Source organism: Roseomonas sp. CAU 1739 (assembly GCF_039839775.1).
GTDB lineage: Bacteria > Pseudomonadota > Alphaproteobacteria > Acetobacterales > Acetobacteraceae > Neoroseomonas.
In genome coordinates this window covers 111,491-129,639 of record NZ_JBDOQQ010000009.1, presented here as the reverse complement: position 1 = coordinate 129,639, position 18,149 = coordinate 111,491, and the positions used below count along the sequence as shown (strand labels likewise).

Annotated in this window: 11 protein-coding genes; 4 read left to right on the top strand and 7 right to left on the bottom strand. The window is 67.1% G+C overall.

Annotated elements, in window-relative coordinates:
• Positions 1–3: 3 nt before the first annotated feature.
• A complete protein-coding gene (locus AAFN86_RS16025; RefSeq protein WP_347544363.1) occupies positions 4–3,297 on the top strand; it encodes an error-prone DNA polymerase in 3,294 nt (1,097 codons plus the stop codon).
• Positions 3,298–4,090: 793 nt separating this feature from the next.
• On the opposite strand, the gene AAFN86_RS16020 is transcribed toward AAFN86_RS16025, so the two are convergent.
• Positions 4,091–4,468 (bottom strand): hypothetical protein, encoded by a 378-nt coding sequence (locus tag AAFN86_RS16020; RefSeq protein WP_347544362.1) that lies wholly within the window; start codon positions 4,466–4,468, stop codon positions 4,091–4,093.
• Entirely contained in the window at positions 4,465–4,770 is a 306-nt protein-coding gene (locus tag AAFN86_RS16015; RefSeq protein WP_347544361.1) for a hypothetical protein, read from the bottom strand. Before AAFN86_RS16015 ends, AAFN86_RS16020 begins: the two co-directional genes overlap by 4 nt.
• 948 nt (positions 4,771–5,718) lie before the next feature.
• On the opposite strand from AAFN86_RS16015, the gene AAFN86_RS16010 reads away from it, so the two are divergent.
• Complete coding sequence (locus AAFN86_RS16010) at positions 5,719–6,666, top strand: HipA domain-containing protein (protein ID WP_347544360.1); 948 nt, start codon at positions 5,719–5,721, stop codon at positions 6,664–6,666.
• Between the two features lies 1 nt (position 6,667).
• Positions 6,668–7,429, top strand: coding sequence for an HIRAN domain-containing protein (locus AAFN86_RS16005; protein WP_347544359.1), 762 nt, complete (start codon positions 6,668–6,670; stop codon positions 7,427–7,429).
• Between the two features lie 78 nt (positions 7,430–7,507).
• Here the strand turns inward: AAFN86_RS16005 and AAFN86_RS16000 are convergent, their stop codons facing one another.
• From AAFN86_RS16000 to hsdR, 5 genes are all read right to left on the bottom strand, one after another.
• Complete coding sequence (locus tag AAFN86_RS16000; protein WP_347544358.1) at positions 7,508–8,263, bottom strand: hypothetical protein; 756 nt, start codon at positions 8,261–8,263, stop codon at positions 7,508–7,510.
• Positions 8,264–8,268: 5 nt separating this feature from the next.
• Positions 8,269–11,001: an ATP-binding domain-containing protein gene (locus AAFN86_RS15995; protein ID WP_347544357.1), complete on the bottom strand. Its 2,733-nt coding sequence runs from the start codon at positions 10,999–11,001 to the stop codon at positions 8,269–8,271.
• A gap of 87 nt (positions 11,002–11,088) precedes the next feature.
• Positions 11,089–12,378, bottom strand: a complete 1,290-nt coding sequence (locus AAFN86_RS15990) for a restriction endonuclease subunit S (protein ID WP_347544356.1) — start codon at positions 12,376–12,378, stop codon at positions 11,089–11,091.
• A complete protein-coding gene (locus tag AAFN86_RS15985) occupies positions 12,375–13,835 on the bottom strand; it encodes an N-6 DNA methylase (RefSeq protein WP_347544355.1) in 1,461 nt (486 codons plus the stop codon). The genes AAFN86_RS15990 and AAFN86_RS15985 overlap by 4 nt, the downstream gene beginning before the upstream one ends.
• Positions 13,832–17,305, bottom strand: coding sequence for a type I restriction-modification system endonuclease (hsdR, locus tag AAFN86_RS15980; RefSeq protein ID WP_347544354.1), 3,474 nt, complete (start codon positions 17,303–17,305; stop codon positions 13,832–13,834). The genes AAFN86_RS15985 and hsdR overlap by 4 nt, the downstream gene beginning before the upstream one ends.
• 242 nt (positions 17,306–17,547) lie before the next feature.
• On the opposite strand from hsdR, the gene AAFN86_RS15975 reads away from it, so the two are divergent.
• Positions 17,548–18,123, top strand: coding sequence for a hypothetical protein (locus tag AAFN86_RS15975; RefSeq protein WP_347544353.1), 576 nt, complete (start codon positions 17,548–17,550; stop codon positions 18,121–18,123).
• Positions 18,124–18,149 lie beyond the last annotated feature (26 nt).

Sequence of the window (18,149 nt, the reverse complement as noted above, 5' to 3'; positions counted from 1 at the left end):
CCGATGCCGGCCGGCCCTGCCTTCGCCGAGCTGTGCGCCAAATCCAACCTCAGCCTGCTGGATGGCGCCTCTCATCCCGGCGAGATGGCGACGCAGGCGGCTGCATTGGGCATGGCGGGCATCGGCATCTGCGACACCAACACCCTGGCCGGCGTGGTGCAGGCTCATGTCGCCGCTAAGGAACTCGGCCTGCCCTTCGCGGTCGGAGCACGCGTGCTGACCGATGACGGTGCCGAATACCTGGCATGGCCCACGGATCGCGCTTCCTACGGCCGCCTGACAGCGCTGCTATCCCGTGGCCGCACGCGCGCGCCGAAGGGCGAGTGCTGGATCAGTCGCGAGGAATTGCTTGGCGCCGCCTGTGGTTCTGCCATCGCTATCGTGGCGCCCGAGATCGTCACGCCCGACTTCGCGGACCGCCTACGCGCCGATGCCGAGGCTCTACGGGATCGGCTGCCGTTGCCGCTGCATTGCGCTGTGCCAAGCGTCATGGACGGCCTTGGCTATCGTCGGCTCCGTGGTGCCGCCGCCACCGGCGTCCCAATCCTCGCCACCACCACGCCGCGTTTTCATGCCGCCTCCCGCCGCCGCCTGGCGGACGTGCTGACGGCGATCCGTCTGCGCACGACCGTGGATGAGATCGGCTATGCCGCCGAGCAGAATTCCGAGCGCCGGCTGAAGTCCCCGGCCGAGGTCGCCAAGCTGTTCGAGCACCATCCCGACGCGTTGACCGCCTCCCTGCGCATCCTCGAAGCGACGCGCGGTTTCAGTCTGGACCAGCTCCGCTACGAGTATCCCGAGGAGGTGCTGGAACCCGGCCGCACCGCGCAGGAGACGCTGGTCGCCCGTGTCGTCGATGCCGTGGCCGAACGCTGGCCGCATGGCGTCTCAGCCGACATCACCGGCCGGCTCGACCACGAGCTGAAGCTGATCGAGCAGCTGGGCTACGCGCCCTACTTCCTCACCGTCCACGAAATCGTCCGCTTCGCACGCAGCAAGGGCATCCTCTGCCAGGGGCGCGGATCAGCCGCGAACTCCGCCGTCTGTTACGTCCTCGGCGTCACCGCCGTTGATCCCGCCAAGCACGACCTGCTGTTCGAGCGCTTCGTCTCGGCCAGTCGCGGCGAGCCACCGGATATCGATATCGACTTCGAGCATGAGCGCCGCGAGGAGGTGATCCAGCACCTCTACGACCGCTATGGCCGGGATCGGGCGGCGATCACCGCTACCGTGATCCGCTATCGCGCCCGCAGCGCCATCCGCGAGGTCGGCAAGGCGATGGGCCTGACGGAGGATGTGACCGGGAAACTGGCCAAGGCGGTCTGGGGGCCAGGCGCCGACCGCACGCTGACCGAGGTCGCCGAGGCCGCCGGGCTGGACGCCCGCAATCCGCGCTTGGCGATGACCCTGGAGCTGGCGGAGGAGATCGAGAACTTCCCCCGCCACCTGGCAACCCATGTCGGCGGGTTCGTCATTACCCGCGGCCCGCTCACCGAACTGGCGGTGGTGACGAACGCCGCCATGCCGGGGCGCACCGTACTGGAATGGGACAAAGACGATATCGAGGCGCTGGGCATCCTCAAGGTCGATGTGCTCGGCCTTGGGATGCTGTCCTGCCTGCGGCGTGGCTTCGACCTGCTGCGCCAGCACCGACATGTCGCGCTCGATCTGGCGGCCGTGCCGAAGGACGATCCCGCGACCTATGCGATGCTGCGCCAGGCCGACAGCCTCGGCGTGTTCCAGGTGGAGAGCCGGGCGCAGATGGCCATGCTACCGCGGCTGCGGCCGAAGGAATTCTATGACCTGGTGGTGCAGGTCGCCATCGTCCGGCCCGGCCCAATCCAGGGCGACATGGTGCACCCCTACATCCGTCGCCGGTGGGGCCTGGAAGAGCCGGAGTATCCCGGCCCGTCACCCGATCACGGCCCGGCGGACGAGTTGAAACAGGTGCTCGGCCGCACGCTGGGTGTGCCGTTGTTCCAGGAACAGGCGATGCGTCTGGCCATTGTCGCCGCCAAATTCTCACCGGAGGAGGCCGACGATCTACGCCGGGCCATGGCGACGTTCAAATACACCCAGGGCGTCAGCGTCTATCGGGATCGGCTGGTGGGCGGGATGGTTCGCCGCGGCTATTCGCCCAAGATGGCGGAGCGGGTGTTCAAGCAGATCGAAGGGTTCGGCAGCTACGGCTTCCCGGAGAGCCACGCCGCCTCTTTCGCCCATCTGGTCTACGCATCGAGCTGGCTGAAGTGCCACCACCCGGCGGTGTTTGCCTGCGCGCTGCTCAACAGCCAGCCGATGGGGTTCTACGCGCCGTCACAGATCGTCCGCGATGCCAGGGAGCATGGCGTTGTGATCCGGCCGGTCTGCGTCAACGCCAGCGAGTGGGATTGCAGCCTGGAATCCGACGCTGACAGCGCGGACCTGCACGCCATGCGCCTTGGCCTGCGGATGGTGTCCGGCCTCGGCGAGGAGGAGGCGCGCGCCTTAGTGAAAGCGCGCCACGCCAGCAACGGGGCACCCTTCGCCTCGGTTGAGGAAACGGTGCGCCGCGCCGGCCTAAGCCGCCGGGCGGTCGAGCAGCTGGCTGGCGCCGATGCCTTCGCCAGCCTTGGCATCGGGCGCAGGCAAGCCGCCTGGGATGCCACTGGCATCGCCCCGGATGCTGGGCGGGAACTGCCGCTGTTCCGTGCGGCCATCGCGTCAGAGCATCCGGACCAACGGTCGCTGTTCGATGAGGCGAAGCCAACGCTCCCGGCCATGGCGGAGGGCGAGTCCATCGGCCAGGACTACGGTAGCACGGGCCTCACGCTGCGGCGCCATCCCCTGGCACTGCTGCGGCCCGTGCTGGCCCGCCTGCGCTGTGACGATAGCAGGACGCTGGCCAAGGCTCCGGCCGGCCGTCGCGTCAAGGTCCCTGGCCTGGTGCTGATGCGTCAGCAGCCGATGACTGCGAAGGGCGTAATCTTCGTGACCATCGAGGATGAGCACGGCCAGGCCAATGTCGTGGTCTATGCGCATGTCTCCGAGCGTGACCGCATCCCACTGCTGACCTCACGCTTGCTGGTGGTGGAGGGGCGGGTTGAGCGCGAGGATCAGCATGCCGAGGTGCCGATCGTTCACCTCATCGCGGCGCGGCTCGTTGACCGGTCCGACCTGCTCGACACTCTGGCGAAGATCGATGGCCAGGATGATGGGGCGTGGGCGGAGAAGATGCTCGGCCGGGCGGATGAGGTGAAGCGGCCGGAGCCGGGATCGCGGCGCGTCAAGATGCCTGGGACGCGCGACTTTCGATAATGATGCGCTATCGAGCACGCAAGATCGATCGGGTATCTTGTGCACTCGAGTGCACAGAACGAGATCGGCTAGATGGACGAGGGCGACCTACCTGCCGCGGGGCCGCGGGATCGGTCTCGGCAACCCCTTGTTTCGGTTACCATCGGCGGGCACGAGCGTGTTCCCCGACCCGGCCGGGATGCAGATCGCCGTGAGGGCCGCTGCCCGTGCGCCAGGTCCCGCGCCCGCCGGTGCACCGTGGAGCGCAAGCGCCTTGCGTACGGAGGCGGCCTGGCGTGCGGTGAGGGAGAAGTCGAGAACCTCGAGCTTCCCCTGACGCGACGGTGCTGCGGCCAGCATTCGAGCAGATTGGCCAAGAGCATGACGGACCGCAGTTCGGGTCACCTTCTTCATCTCGCGCAAGGCCTGACTGGCCAATACGCGGGCTCGAGCCCACCCCAAAGCCGCCACGTCGGCTTCGGTGATGAGCCCCGCGTCGACGGCCCTTGCTATCGCAGCGAGATAGAATGCCGAGCGCCGCGCAATGCCAGCCTCGCTTGCCGCGGTCTCGCGCTCAGTTCCCACCAGCGTTTCAAGGATCCGCCCCACCGCAACCGGGGACGCTCTTCGATCCACAGCAAATTGCCGGAGAGCCACAACCGCAGCCTCGTACGGTGTCTGACGTGATTGATACTTGCGTGTCTGTCGTTGGCTAGGGCGTCGCGGTGACTTCATGGGTGCAAAGGATGGCCTAGTGACCGCGCCCATGGGAAGCGGGACGCACCGACCTTGGCTGCGTGCGCACCGTTGCATACTAATCCACGGCGACATCGGGCGGCGCGGCATCGCCCGGCACGTTGCGGCACGCCATCAGTGCCGCCTCGCCCTTGCCCAGCGAGTCCGGCAGCAACCAAGGCCAGATTCTCGCGGTCCCCCCGAGATCCAAATCGGCGTCCCGCGCAGCCTTCAGTGCCGCCCCCGTTGCATCGCGCAGCGCCTCGAGCCGCAGCAGCTCCGCCTTGGCCTCCTCGTGCAGCGTGGCAAGCCGTCCGATCTCGACCTGCAGGTCCGACCTCAGTCGCGCCGAGCAGGCGAAGAGGGCCTTGCGGATGGCACGGTCCTCCTTCTTCAACCCACCGCGCTTCCGACGCAGCACCGAATGGTTCGTGTTCTCATCGTCCTTGGCGGTCACGGCTGGACCGCCTTTGGCGCCTTCACCATCGGCTTGCCGGTACGCGGCGGGTAGCGGTGGATCAGCGGCAGATAGGCATCGATCACCAGCCTGATCCGGTCCGAGCCCTCGCAAGGGTCGACCGAAAGCCGCAGGCCCGGTGCTGCCCGGAAGGGCACGTCCTGGCGGATGGTGACCTCCTGGCCGCCGGGGGCGAACAGGACGGCGGCCGTGCCATCCTCGATGACGTCCTTCAGCAGCCAGATGTCGATGGTGTCGATCCTGACCCCCTCACCGACCGATAATTCAGCAATAATCGGCATCACGCCTCTCCATATGTATTGGATGGAACGTGGAGAAGCGTGAACTACCGGCGGCCGCAGTCCATTGAAATATTAACATCAAACAAAATTAGAATAATTGAATTCTATCGCGGTGGAGTTAAAATGTTTCACCCTTCAAATAAGCAGCGATTCTCGCTCAAGCGGCGGAATTCCTCACCGCCTCCGGGTTTTGGGCGCTGGCCGAAAGGCATCGCTGCGCTTCGGTCGCGATCTCGACGAAGGTTGCGACCACCGCGAAAACGTCGTGCTTCGAGATGGCGCGGGTCAGATCTGAGAATCTCCGTGCACTCGAGTGCACATCCCAACGCTTCTTCAAAACTCCCACCGGCGGCCGCCGTGAATGTTGCACGCCAAGCAGCGCCTACCACGTCGTCTCCGAGCGAGGACGCGAGACGCTCCCGGACGGCTGACTACTCCTGATGCGGCCCAGCGAGCGGCGCGCGTACGGAAGTTACCGTCTGGATCTTCGCCGAACTCGATTTAAAGGGCCCGCTGCGGCGCCTCGCGGAGGACCATACTATTCCGCCTGGTGGAAATGCCACCCCACCTCTTCTCGCTGACGCCGAACGACCTCCATCCTGGCTGAACGGGATCGACAGCCTAGTCGGTGGCTTGTGCCATCTCAACGTCCATCCAATCAGCCGACATCGCGTTTCGCCGCGTCCGCCATCGGCGGCGCCCTCCGCCAGCAGGTCCCGCGCCTTAACCAGGAGATCGAAGGCCAGCTCGGAGCGTGGGACATGCCAGTTGCCAGAATTGCAGCGTAGCGATGGCGGCACTACCGGCCTCGGCAGCGGCCCGAGGCGAGCAGTGAACTGGAAGCACGTACCGACCGCCGCGGCCCGGCCGGGCGGGAGCGTGGTGGTGCAGGCGCGACGGCGCCGCGCTGGAGATGGCCGCCCACCGCGATCGTGCTAAGCGTTGCCCATGTGGGTGCCTGCAAGCTTTGACCAGGCGGCCGGCGAGATCATTCAGGTCGACGCCTGGGAGCCGGACGACAAATTCCCCGTCATGCCCTTGGGGCAGAAGCCGAAGCGTGTCTTGGTCTGCCCGACGCCTTCGCCCCACCGCTTCCTTATCGCAGGCCATCGATATCTGTTTAAGGAGCCGGCGGGCCATGCGGAGCAGCAGGTCTGGTCGGAGGTGATCGCCTACAAGCTGGCACGCGCGGTCGGCGTGGAGGTCCCGCCGGCCTTCCTAGGCTACGACGGCCGCCGCGACTCCCCGGGCGTACTGATGGAATTCTTCTTCGGTCATGGTGAGCGTGCCGACGCCCGCTTTGTCCATGCTCGCGACCGGTTCCAGGCCCTGGGCGTCAAGCTGGACGAGCGTCGCGGCAGCTTGGCCGAGAACATCAAGCTCTCGCGTCAGCACCAAGTGCCAGATCCGCGATCATGGTGGGCTCAGACGCTCGCCTTCGACACGCTGACCGGCAACACGGATCGCCATTCTGAGAATTGGGGGTTCCTCATCCGCCGCTCCCCTGATGGCCGGACGTCCTACGAACTCGCGCCCGCCTTCGACAATGGCAGCAGCCTCGGCTGGATCGTGCGCGAGCCTGACCTGCAGCGCCATCTCGAAGCCGCCGGCCTGCGGCGCTTCGTCGAGCGGGGCCGGCATCATTACGGCTGGCTATCTTGGGACGACGGCAGCGCGCGCCATATCGAACTCGCCCGGCGTTTTGTAGCTCGACATGGCGTTTCGCGACCGACCATCGCTAGGATCGCCGGGATCGCCGAGTCGAAGGTGGAGGCCGTTCTCCGCTCATGCAGCGAGTTTGATTTTCCGGTCCGGTTCTCCGAACAGCGTGCCGCGTTCGTCCTCGGGCAGATCAGGGCGCGTCGCATCGCCCTCGAACAGGCGCTGGGAGGCTGAGATGGAACGCTGGATCGAGCACCTAGTGGAGCCACGGCGGCTCATCCTGGAATGGCGTCCGCCGCCGCATGTCGCCCACCGGTCGCGATGGGCAGTAGGCGACCTACGCCGGAACGAGGACGGGGCTGAGTTCCGCTACTTCGAGGCGCAGGACCTCCCGACCCTCAATAACGGCCGGACGCCGGAGGCTCTGAGGGAGGCGGGCTTCGTCGGCTACCCCGCATTCCCCTGGGATCCCCGGCGGCCAAGCGGCGTGTTCCGGGAGCGGGCGCTGGAGCCATTCCTGCGGCGGCTGCCCTCGCCTCGGCGCAGCGACTTCGCTGCCTATCTGGCCCGCTTCTTTCTGCGGCCTGGGGCGCCCATGCCGGCCTTCGCGTTACTGGCAACTACCGGCGCTTCACTGCCGAATGATGGGTTCTCGCTGGTAGACCCGCTGGACGGCGAGGCGACGCTGCAGGACGTCGTGCTGGAAGTGAACGGCGCTCGGTATTACTGGCCGTACCTTTCCGTACCGCCCGCCGTCGGCAGCCGCGTCTCCCTGGTGCCGGAGCCAACGATGCCGCATGACCCCTTTGCTGTTCGAGTCGAAGTGGAGGGCGCGTTGATCGGCTATGTCAGCCGCCTGCAATCGGCCGCAGTCTCTCGCTGGATCGCCCGCGGCGTGGCGGAAGCGTGGCTGGTGCGCGTGAACGGCACCGCGGCGGAACCGCGGGTGCATATCCTAGCGCAGGTGCGCGACCGGGCACAGCGGCCGGTGGCCTGAAAGTAGCGGGCCCCAACGGCGCCGAGGCCGGAGCCTGGGCTTATCGGCGCGCCCAGACAGATCAGGTGGGCGACCCTGCTAGGACGTTCCGTCCTCCTGGTCCGCCTTCGCGCGGATGGCCGCGGTGCCGACCCGCAGCGCGGTCCAGAAGGCCTCCGACTCGCGGACGAAGTTCTCTTCTTCCTCTTCGTCGTCTGTCTCGGCTCCACCGTCGCCGTGCACCGCGAAGCGCAGCGACACGACGATCGGGCGCAGCTGCTGATGAATGTCCTCCAGCCAGCCATAGAGCGGGCCGGGCTTACCCGGCATGTCGAATAGGGCATGGGTCAGCCGGACATCCCGAAGATGGCGGAGCCGATCGAGACGGTCCGACCAGTCCGGGGCGCTCGTGATGGCGTTCCAGGTGGACTCGGCACGGCGGCGATGTCGGACGCAGGCCCGCGCATTGCGGGCTGCTCGGTGTGGAAAGTTGGCGTTCAGCCACAAGGCCGCCTCGCGGGTGAGTCTGCGACGTACATCGCGTCGGGCGAGGATATCCATCGCGGTCGGCACCGAGGCGCGGTTGCTGCTCGCCTTATCGAGGAGGCTGGTGAGTGCCAGGACCAGTCGGCCCAGGATCGCGTGGTAGACGGCATTGAAGCCGGGCACTTGGGGGCTGCTGTGCAACGCTGCGCGCAGGCTGGTGTCGCTATTGGCGACGCGGAGCATAGCCGCCATGAGCGACGCTTCGCGCATGGCCTCCGTCATGCGCGTGACGAGCCGCCCAAGGCGCTGTTGTTCCTGCTCGGCCGTTTCCGCTCTCGCTTCCTTCTCGCCGCCATTCCCTTTCGCCATCGACGTTACCAGTTTCGCACAAAGCCTTGGCGAAGGCTGCCGAGCTCAGCGGGCAACGAGGCGCCATCCACCGTGACGCCGAGGTAGGTCGCTGCCCGTGTCGCTCCTACGTAGAGATACTTGTCGAAGAGCTCCGGCTCCTCCTGAACGAGTCGATCCAGGCCAACGAAAAAGACGGCCTCGAACTCGAGGCCCTTGATGTGGCGGACGTCGAAGACGCGAATGTCTCGCTCCTCGCCGACAAACTTGCCCTCCGGGCACGGGACGGCGCGCAGGTTGCGCTCCTCAAGGACCTCGCTCAGGGCATCAGCGAGCGGCTTCACCATGTCCTCATTCGGGGCAAGCACAGCTACCGTCGGAAGCGGGAAACAGGCAGATTGGATCTCGTCGATCCGCGCAGCGAGCCACGTCGCGCACGCTTCAGGGCTGGACAGATCCGCGCCAAGCACCGGCGCGACGCCCTCGTTCCTGATATCGGGCGGCAGCATCGGGCCTGGGCCGTCGTCTCCCATCATGCCCGCGATCTCGCGGGCGAACTCGTTGAGTCGTCGACTGTGGCGATAGGTGATGTTGATTTCCCGCAGGTCGATGTCGGGGAAGACCCAGGCCAGATCGTCGCGGGAGCGGGCGCCCCAGCGCGTCGTGCGCTGCCGAAAATCGCCACACGCCAGGAAAGAATCTACGGCCGGGTCGCAGAGCGCGGCCATGCAGGCCAATTGGACGGGCGAGAAATCCGTCGCCTCATCCACCACGATTTGGGATTCGAACAGGCCGCGCAAGTCAGCAAGGAACTCGAACCGAGCATCGTCCAGCAGCCCGCTGACGCGCGGCTCACGCAGGAGCTCCCGCACTACCCGGAGCATTGCGAGGATCACGACGTCTAGCTCAAGGGGCGCCAGGTCATTCGGCCTGGCGGGGGCGTCGCGGTACCAAGCCGCGCGGGCTTCTGCGGTACGACGGAAGGCGCGGTACCGCTTTGGCAATTCGAATAGGTAGCGGCGAACGGGAGCCATGAAGCGACGCAGCGCGCTTTGGGCCTGAAGCGCACGCCCAAGCTCCTCGAATTCAGCCTCGGGCGGCACGCGCGTGCCCAGCCAGACCATAACCTTCGCCGTGCGGGACTCGGGCCTGAGCCGCCGGCGCGCTGCACGCGCGCGTGCCGCCTGCTTGAGGGCACGTGCGTAGGCCGCGAAGGTGGCAGCGGGAGAGCCGGGCGACGGGGGCGCAGATTCGCCCTCTTCATCCTCGTCCTCGTCCGCCTCGTCGCTCTCCTCCTGCTCCGCCTCCACGCCGACATCGAGACGGGCGAGGTAGGCAGCGAATTCATCCAGGAAGCCCTTGTTTGCGGAGATCGCCGTGTTGGCGGCCTTCCGGATGATGCTGTTCGTGCGATACCCGATCGCCTGCAACTGATCCGAAAGCCCGCCACCCAGGTCGAGCAGGACCCGCACTGAGGGATCTGCGCCGGCGGATGTCGTCGCCAGCAGTGCCTCGAGCTTCTGTCCGATGCTTCGGATGGCCACTGCCTCATGGGCGGCTAAGCGTGTGGCGCGTTCCCGTAGGTCGGCCCAATAGGCGCGCCGCTGCCACCGATTGAAGCCCTCGAACCATGGGATGGGCCCCTCCATCACTCCCGGCTGCAGGTGCAAGAGGTCCGCCTGTGGTCGTAGCACGAACACGCCGCGGCCTGAGACGGAGCGGAGGATTCGAAGTTCATTGCGGCCCAGATCCCTGCGGAAATCTGACCAAGTTTGGATCCGCTCGCTTGGCGCCGGGATGCCTTCCTGGTTGAAGGCATCCTTGACGTACTCCTTGAGCAGGTCGGTCGGGGAGAACATCAGCCAACTCGTGCGATGCCCCTCCACGCCGGCGAGGCTACCGCGCACAAGGGCCATCTCTTCCTCATCCTGCGCCAAGACATCGAGGTCGAGCTTTTGGCCGAGCCGCTTGATCAGTGTTGTGGTCTTGCCGCTGCCTGGCGGACCCATCAAGACAAGGCGGCTCGAAATGGGCAGGCGGAACACCTCGTCCTGGAACTGGTCGAGGATGGGGTTTTCCCGCAGCGACATGCTGCGCAGGAGCTCGCGCCTGAATCCTGCCGTGACGAGGCTTGAAGCGGCCTCATCCGCAAGCAGGCCGCCGATGAAGTCTTCGGCTTCCGTATCCGCGGGCGCGCCGAGCAGAGCACGGAGAGACTGGATGGTTGCGGCGGCCCGGTCCACGGCCTGGACGCGGGTGTCAAGCGCGTCCCAAGCGCTCGCCTTGAACTCGGGACGAAAGGCGGCACGTTCGACGATCTCGAAGGCGCGGGTGCCACCTGGCGTCTTGATCGTTTCGTAGGCACCGACGGGCAGCGCCGCCAGGCGCCCCATCGGCCCTCGATAGCTGAGGATCGAGGCGTCCGCGGCCGCACTCAGGGCGGGCGTGGCGCGGCTGACGAAGAAGGTTCGCTGCGTTCCGTCATCTTCCATGGCGACAATTCGCGCCACCGCGGGCTCGACGCACTGCCGTCGGTAGTCCTCCTGGTTCTGCTGCTGGATGGCCGCGAGATTGATTGCGGCCCTCGCAGCGTGGATCGTGTTGTTGTGGGTGAACACGTCCGACGCGGCGGCGCCAGGGCGGGCTAGGAGGGACCTGGCCTTGTCCGCCACTGCCGCGAATACCTCCAAGGACTGCGCGGCCATGGCCGTCAGTTCCGCACGCTCGATCGCGAACTTGGCGCCGGATGGGTCGTTCATCTGGATCCTGGTCTCCCGTGTCGTGCCCAGCCGCTACCGTGGGCTTCTGGATGTGTCAGGCCGGCGTGGCGCCGGCCTAGCTGGATGTCATGCCGCACGCTTTCGCCCACGCCGGGTCGCGATGGGCGCGGCAACGGCGCCAATCCGACTGAGGGTGACGGAGGCAGGCTCGTCGGCGGGGTCCTGCGGGACGAGCTCACCGCGGAAGGCGCGGGTCAGGATGCTGCGTTCGAGGTGGTCGAGGAGGGCAAGGGCGCGGGTGGCGTCGTCGGCGAGCCGTACCGCTTGGCCTCGTTCTGAGTTGAGGCGCTCTACAGCTTTACGCTGTTGCTCGATTGGCGGCAGCGGCACTTCGAGCGCACCCAACTCCTCACTGTTGATGTTGTGGACGCCGCTGCTGGAACGGGCATTGATCTCGATGTGCTCCCGGATTTGTGGCGCCTGCAACATCAGGGAGAGATATGCAGGCTCTACGCGGTCAGAGCGTGGCCGAGCACGGATGAGGTATCCGGCGAAGGCGAGACCCTCGGCCTCCGGACCAACCAGCGCGGGCCGGCCGACGAGGGTCGGGCTTCCGTTGGATCTGATGATAAGTATGTCGCCGACCCGGAGCCGAAGGCGCTCCAGTTCAGCTCGGTCGAGCTCACCGTATTTTAGGTCGCCGAGGTCGATGCGTCCGTTCGCGACGTTCGGGATGCGGAGCACGGCAACGCCACGCGGCTCGGTTGAGCACTTCTGCGCAGTTCCGTAACGTAGCGACTCAACAATAGTCCTGAGCGGAATCAGCGGCGGCGGCATCGCGTCGCCGTGGGGTGGCGGGAGCATCTCGCCGCGGAAGATGGCAGCTAGAACCGCGGACATGTGGCGTTGGGCTAGCGGCGCGATGCGCAGCAGGTCGGCGCGGGCCTGGCGGGTGCGGGCGAACAGCGCCTCGATCCGCGCCACGATCCGGCGCTGCTCGGCGAGGGGGGGAAGGGCAAGCGGCTCATCAAGGGTGTCCCCAACCTTGACGAACGGTTGTGCAGAGCCGCCCTTCTTCCAGAAGTCTTCGTCATTGACGCGCCACCAAAGGAAGTCGCGGTCAACCACGTGTTCGTTGGGCCAGAGCACATGTGTGTTGGCAATCGCCGACCAACGCCCATCGGCAATAAAGCATTTGCCGCAACGCGCCCCAACGGCCGACACAATAATGGCGCGCCCTTCATGGGCGGGTTCGGAAACCCACACATCCTGACCCGAGGCACTAAAGGCGGGGAAAAGCCCCGAAACCGGCTCCTTCGTGAGTTTACCCTTGATGAGCTTGCTGTCTCCGGAACGCGTGCGCACCATTGGTCGAAGCGGTGCGAGCGCCCACCCCGGCGGCAGTTCTTCACTCACTCCACCGCCTCCACCCGCTCACCGCCGCCGTTCAACTCACCGGCCAGCGCCTCCACCTCCACCATCGCCCGCGCTAGATGCGTGCGGATCGCCTCCAGGATGTCTTCCGGCTCCTCCAACGCATCCTCGGCCGCCGCGTCGTCGCCGCGGAGCCAGGCAATGTCTAGGTTCTCGCCGCGCGCCGCGATCTCCTCCCGCGTGAAGCACCGGAAGCGGCCCTCCGCGCCCTGGTCCTCGCGCGCCGCGCCGCCATGCGGGTCGTCGCCATAGGCAGCCTCAAAGGCTGCGAAATCCTCGGCACGCAGCGGGCGCGTCTTGCCATAGGCGGGCTGCCCGGCGCGCATGTCGTACACCCACACCGCCCGCGTGCCACCCTTCGTCGCCTTGCCGCGGCGCAGGAACACCACATTGGTCTTCACGCCCTGGGCGTAGAAGATGCCCGTGGGCAGGCGCAGGATGGTGTGCAGGTCGGCCACCTCCATCATCCAGCGCCGCAAATCCCGCCCCACGCCATCGGCGAACAGCACATTGTCGGGCAGCACGATGCCGGCGCGGCCGCCCGGCTTCAGCCCGCGGACGATGTGCTCCACGAAGGCCAACTGCTTGTTGGACGTATCGGCGGTGATGGTGAAGTCCCCGCGCACCGGCCGCCCGCCGCCCTTCTTGGTGCCGAAAGGCGGGTTGGACAGGATCAAATCCACCTGGCCCATCGCCTCCCCATCCGGCCCCAGCGCATCGCCGCCCTTCACGCCATCCGGTTCGATGCCATGCAGCAGCAGGTTCATCATCAGGAGCCGGTGCGTGCCGGGCACCAGTTCCAGGCCGCGGAAGGCCTCCCGCCGCTGGAAGTCCTGCTGCGTCTTGGGCAGGGTGAACAGCTCATCGGTCTCCGCCTTGATGGCGCGGTCCGCCGCCACCAGGAAGCCGCCGGTGCCGGCGGCGGGGTCCTGGATCACCTCGCCGGGCTGCGGCTTCAGCAGCCGCACCATGCAGTCGATCAGCGCGCGCGGTGTGAAGTACTGGCCGGCGCCGGATTTCTTCTCGTTGGCGTTCTTCTCCAGCAGCCCTTCATAGAGGTCGCCGAGCCCTTCCTCCTTCGCGGAATACCAGTCGAGCCGGTCGATCGCGCCGACCAGTTCGCGCAGGTTGGCCGGCTTGCGCAGGCTGGTCTGGGCGTTGTCGAAGATGGTGCGAATGCCGGCATGGCCGGAGGTGCCGAGCTTCAGCAGCGTGGCGCGGTAATGCGTCAGTAGCGCATCGCCTTCGCGGGATGTCAGGCCGGACCAGCGGCAATCGGGCGGGACCAGTTCCTCCCGCCCTGTCTCGGCGAGCATCTTGAGGAACAGCAGGTAGGTCAGTTCGGTGACGTAGTCCTGATAGGTAATGCCGTCATCGCGCAGGATGTTGCACAGGCCCCAAAGGCGCTGGACGAGGTTGGTGGTTGTCGTGCCGCTCATGCCGCTGGCTTCCAGACTTCTTCGTTGATGTCGGCGAGCAGCGAGGCGAGTTGCCCGCCGAAGACCGTGTTGAGTCGCTTCATGCCGCCGTTCTGCGCGAATAGCCCTTCATCGAGAAGGGCCGGATCCGCGACGCCCATTTCCTTCACCAGGTTGCCCAAGCGGTCGAGCCAGTTCCGCTGCGGTTGCGTCCAGCCCTGGCGCGCCTTCAGGCGGGTGATGGCGCGGTCCACCCGCGATGGCCAGGGTTCCAGCGCATCGCCCAGCGCCGCCTGCCGGATGAAGCCGATCAGCCCGGCGGCGATGTCGTGGTTGGTGGCGTCGCGATAGGCGGCGCGCAGCGTGGCCTCGGTGAACTGCGCCGCCTGCAATGCCATGGCGAGGTCCTTCAGCGCCGCGCGGGTCAATTCGCGCGGCCGGGTCAGCACGGTGTTGAGCGCGGCAAGGGTGTTGCCGTTCTCCCGCAAGAAGGTCGCGAAGGCCGACAGATAGTCCTCAGGCCGGCCCGCCGCGCCATAGCCGACCGTGGTGCTGTGGTGGCTGTCGGGGTGGTAGGAGACGGCGAGCGGCGGCGGCCGGCCGCCTTCCGGGTTCCAGTCCAGGATGGGGCCGAGGGCGGGGCGGGCCTTCACCCAGGCGGCGAAATCCTCTGGCGTGGCGCCCTGGGCCCGCGCCAGGGTGGCGGCGGGGGTTTCGCCGGTGGCGTTCTCCCACGCCTCGGCGGCCTGTGGGGCCAGCTTGCCGATGCGGCGGCGCAGCCGCACCAGGACCTGGTCGCGCACCGCGGCGCGGAAGGCGGGGTCGCTGGCCTCGGCGAGTTCCTTCAGCAGTTGCTCGAAGGACAGGGTCGGGTTGACCACGACCGGCTTCATCTCGGTGAAGCCCTGGATGGCGTCGTATTGCCGCACGGCGTCGAAGACGCGGAAGGTCTCCTTGCCGATGGCGTCGCATCGCCGCGTCGCGCGGCCGATCATCTGGTCGTACAGGATGCGGCTGTTGACCCGCCGCAGAAAGACCAGGTTGACGATGGACGGCACGTCCACGCCGGTGGTCAGCAGGTCCACCGTCACCGCCACCTTGGGCAGGGCGTCGTTGCGGTAGCGGCGGATCATCTGGCCCGGCTTGTCGATGCTGCCGGTGATCTTCTGCACCGCGCCGTCCTCGATCTCGCCATAGGCGGCGGCGAAGGCATCCTTCAGCGCCTTCACCACGATGTCGGCATGGGCGTCGGTGGCGGCGAAGACGAGCGTCTTGCCAGGCAGGCTGGGGTCGATGTGGCGGGCCAGTTCCTCGGCGACGACGCGGTTGAACGGCTCGGTGATGACGCGGCGGTTGAAGCTTTCGACATCGAAGTCGAGGTCGTCCGGGGCGGTGGTGAGGTCGATGGCCTGGGTCAGCGGGTCGAGCAAGGGCAGTTCGTCGCCCTGCTGGAAGTGGATGCCGGCCTGGGACAGCGCGGTTTCGATGCGGATCGGCGGTTCCTGGTCGATCAGGTAGCCGTCGATCACCGCCTCGCGCAGGCCATAGGTGAAGACGGGCCGGCCGAAGATGTCGGTGGTGTGCAGCGCGGGCGTGGCGGTGAGGCCGATCTTCACGGCGTCGAAGTGTTCCAGCACGCGGCGGTATTTCGAGACGTAGTCGGCCTCATTGCGGAAGCCGAGTTCGGCGTCGCCGAGTTCGCGGTCGAGCGTGTAGCCGCGGTGGCATTCGTCCACGACGATCAGGTCGTAGAGGTCGACGGGTGGCGTGGGGTCCGGCGCGGGTGGGCCGAGGATGCGCTTCACCAAGGATTGAATGGTGCAGATGTGCACCTTGGTCGCTTCGTCGGGGGCGACCTCGTTCAGCCCCTTCAGGCCGAAGGTGTCGGCGAAGGTGTTGGCGCCGACGACGCGGGTGGTGCGGAATTCCCCGCCTGCCTGGTCGCCGAGGGAGGTGCGATCCACCACGAAGCACACCCGCCGGAAGCGCCGCGTGGCGAGCAGCCGGTAGAGCATGGCGATGGCCAGCTTGGTCTTGCCGGTGCCGGTCGCCATGGCGAGCAGCAGGGAGCGGCGGCTGTCCTCGGTGAGGTTGCGTTCCACCGCCTCGATGGCGCAGCGCTGGTAGGGGCGCAGTTCGAAGCCGAAGTCGAATGGCTTTTCGGCGAGGTCCGCCTGCGCCTTGGCCTGGTCCTGACCGAGCAGGGCGAACAGGCCTTCGGGCGTGTACCAGTCGGCCAGGGCGCGGCCGTGGTTGGTGGTCGCCCGGGCGTCGCGGAACCAGGTGCCGGATTGGGTCTCGATCTGCTTGAGGTAGCCACGGCCATTGGCGGAGAACAGGAAGGGCAGCCGGTAGGCGGGCTCCTGGCCCTGGTTGTCGGCCAGCCATGGGCCGCCGGCGGGTAGTTCGAGGCCGGGTTCGGGCAGGAAGCCCTGGGCGTACCGTCCGGCCTGGCCGAGGGAGGCGGCGACGTTGCGGTTGCGGCGCTTGGCCTCGACGACGCCGACGCAGGTGAGGCCGCAGAACAGGGCGTAGTCGGCCGGGCCGCTGGCGGTGGGCCATTCGGCGATGGCCATGTTCCGGCCCTTGGCGGGGCGGGCGCCGGCGGCGTGGCGCAGGGTGCGGCTGTCGGCATCCCAGCCGCGAGCGCGGAGCTGGGCGTCGATACGGTCGCGGGTGCTGGCCTCGTCAAGATCGAGGGCCTCGGCGGCCTGGAAGGCGAGGAGGCTGATGGTCTGTTGCGCGGCGGGTGGCGCGGATGCCGCGGCCTGTTGCAGCGCGGCGAGTTCGGCGGCGAGGGCGGATCGGGCGGCCTGTTCCTCGGCGGCCAGCGCTTCCCACACGGCGCGGTCGGCGGATTCGGCCTGGGCGCGTGCCTCGGCAGCTTCTGCGGCCTCGCGGGCGCGCTCGGCGGTGGTCAGGCTGGCGTCACGCTCGGTGCGCAGGCGTTCGATCTCGGCCTGAAGCTCGACCGTCGCGTCAGCCGGCGGGCGCGGCGGCTGGAAGGGGCCAGGCTTGAAGTTCGGGTCGCCGCCGAAGGTGCGGTGGAAGAAAATGGCCAATTGGCGGGCAAGGCGCAGGGCGGCCATGGCCTCGGCATGGTCGCCCTGGTGGCCATGGGTGGCATCGTTGCCGCGGCGCCGCAGGTCGTGGAACACGTCGAGCACGTCCCGCGGGAGGTTGCCCTCCCGGCGCAGGCGCGCGAGCAGTTCGGCCTGCGATTCCTCCATCGTCGTGAAGACGCCGGTCCGCGCGGCGACCTGCTGCGCGAGCATCTCCCCGAACTGGCGGAGCTTCATCAGGGCGGTGACGGGGTCTTCCGGGAAGTACTGCTCGGCCCGGGTCGCAACCAACGCCAACCCCGCGTCGTACCGAGCGAGGAAACCGAAATTGGCGGAGGGTGGGAGAGTGACCGGCATGACGTTGCAGCTATGAAGCAGCCGGCGCCCCGCATAGGCAAGCCGTCCATAATACGTCGCGGCCTGCGCCATGCGGCCAAGAGCCCACGGGGCATTCAACTTCGTCCGTCCGCCCCGCCTCCGCCCTCTTGCTATCGATATTACCGATTGGGCGAGATTTAGGCCGGAATGCTAGCTTTCTTTCAGAGGGGTCGGCTCGCCCGTCCGGCCTCGACGTAGGATCGAGACACATGCAGGCCATCCTTCACCAGCTTGGTCCTTAATTTGCGAATGCGAGTTCGACGTCGGCTTGGGACGTGAAGGAGCTAGACATCATGAATGACCGGTTAATGCGCGTGCTGCAGCGAGTCCCCACCATGGCGGGGGCGCAGCTGACGCAGCTCGAAGATAACGCGCGGCGCCATAGCACCGATCCAGCTGCCCAGGTGATTCTGCACGAGATTGGTGAGGAGCGCCGGCGACGTGTGGAGTCCGGCGCGAAGGCGGAAGAAGAGCGAGCCGACGCGATCGCCTCGCGCGTAGCGGATCTTAACCTCACCGAGCGTCTCGGCCTCGCCTTCACCGAGATCCCACTCTCGGATGCCGAGCTCGCCCGCCTTAGGGTTCTCCACGATCATCCCGACCAGAACGAATATGAGCTGATGGTGCTTGCTGGGGATCGCGGTCCGAGCGCGTTCAATCTGATCATCGGCATGCTGTGCTATCGGCGGCGCGCTTACCTGCCCGCTCCGCCACCATCGAGGACGCCGAACGAGGAATTCTGGAGCGGCTTGGTCTGCGAGCTGACACCGCGCAACGCGTCGAACGGCTCGAAGACGCATGGCTGGAGGCTGAGGCCTGAAACGGTCTTGGCGCTGCGTCGATTGGCCTTGCTGCCCGAAGCAGCCTAGCGTCGCCTCGCGTCGGTAGTCTTTCA

Coding starts and splice junctions, on each gene's coding strand:
- AAFN86_RS16025 (WP_347544363.1), top strand. CDS start 4: ATGCCGGCCGGCCCTGCCTTCGCCGAGCTGTGCGCCAAATCCAACCTC.
- AAFN86_RS16015 (WP_347544361.1), bottom strand. CDS start 4,770: ATGCCGATTATTGCTGAATTATCGGTCGGTGAGGGGGTCAGGATCGAC.
- AAFN86_RS16010 (WP_347544360.1), top strand. CDS start 5,719: ATGTGGGTGCCTGCAAGCTTTGACCAGGCGGCCGGCGAGATCATTCAG.
- AAFN86_RS16005 (WP_347544359.1), top strand. CDS start 6,668: ATGGAACGCTGGATCGAGCACCTAGTGGAGCCACGGCGGCTCATCCTG.
- AAFN86_RS16000 (WP_347544358.1), bottom strand. CDS start 8,263: ATGGCGAAAGGGAATGGCGGCGAGAAGGAAGCGAGAGCGGAAACGGCC.
- AAFN86_RS15995 (WP_347544357.1), bottom strand. CDS start 11,001: ATGAACGACCCATCCGGCGCCAAGTTCGCGATCGAGCGTGCGGAACTG.
- AAFN86_RS15985 (WP_347544355.1), bottom strand. CDS start 13,835: ATGAGCGGCACGACAACCACCAACCTCGTCCAGCGCCTTTGGGGCCTG.
- hsdR (WP_347544354.1), bottom strand. CDS start 17,305: ATGGCGCAGGCCGCGACGTATTATGGACGGCTTGCCTATGCGGGGCGC.
- AAFN86_RS15975 (WP_347544353.1), top strand. CDS start 17,548: ATGAATGACCGGTTAATGCGCGTGCTGCAGCGAGTCCCCACCATGGCG.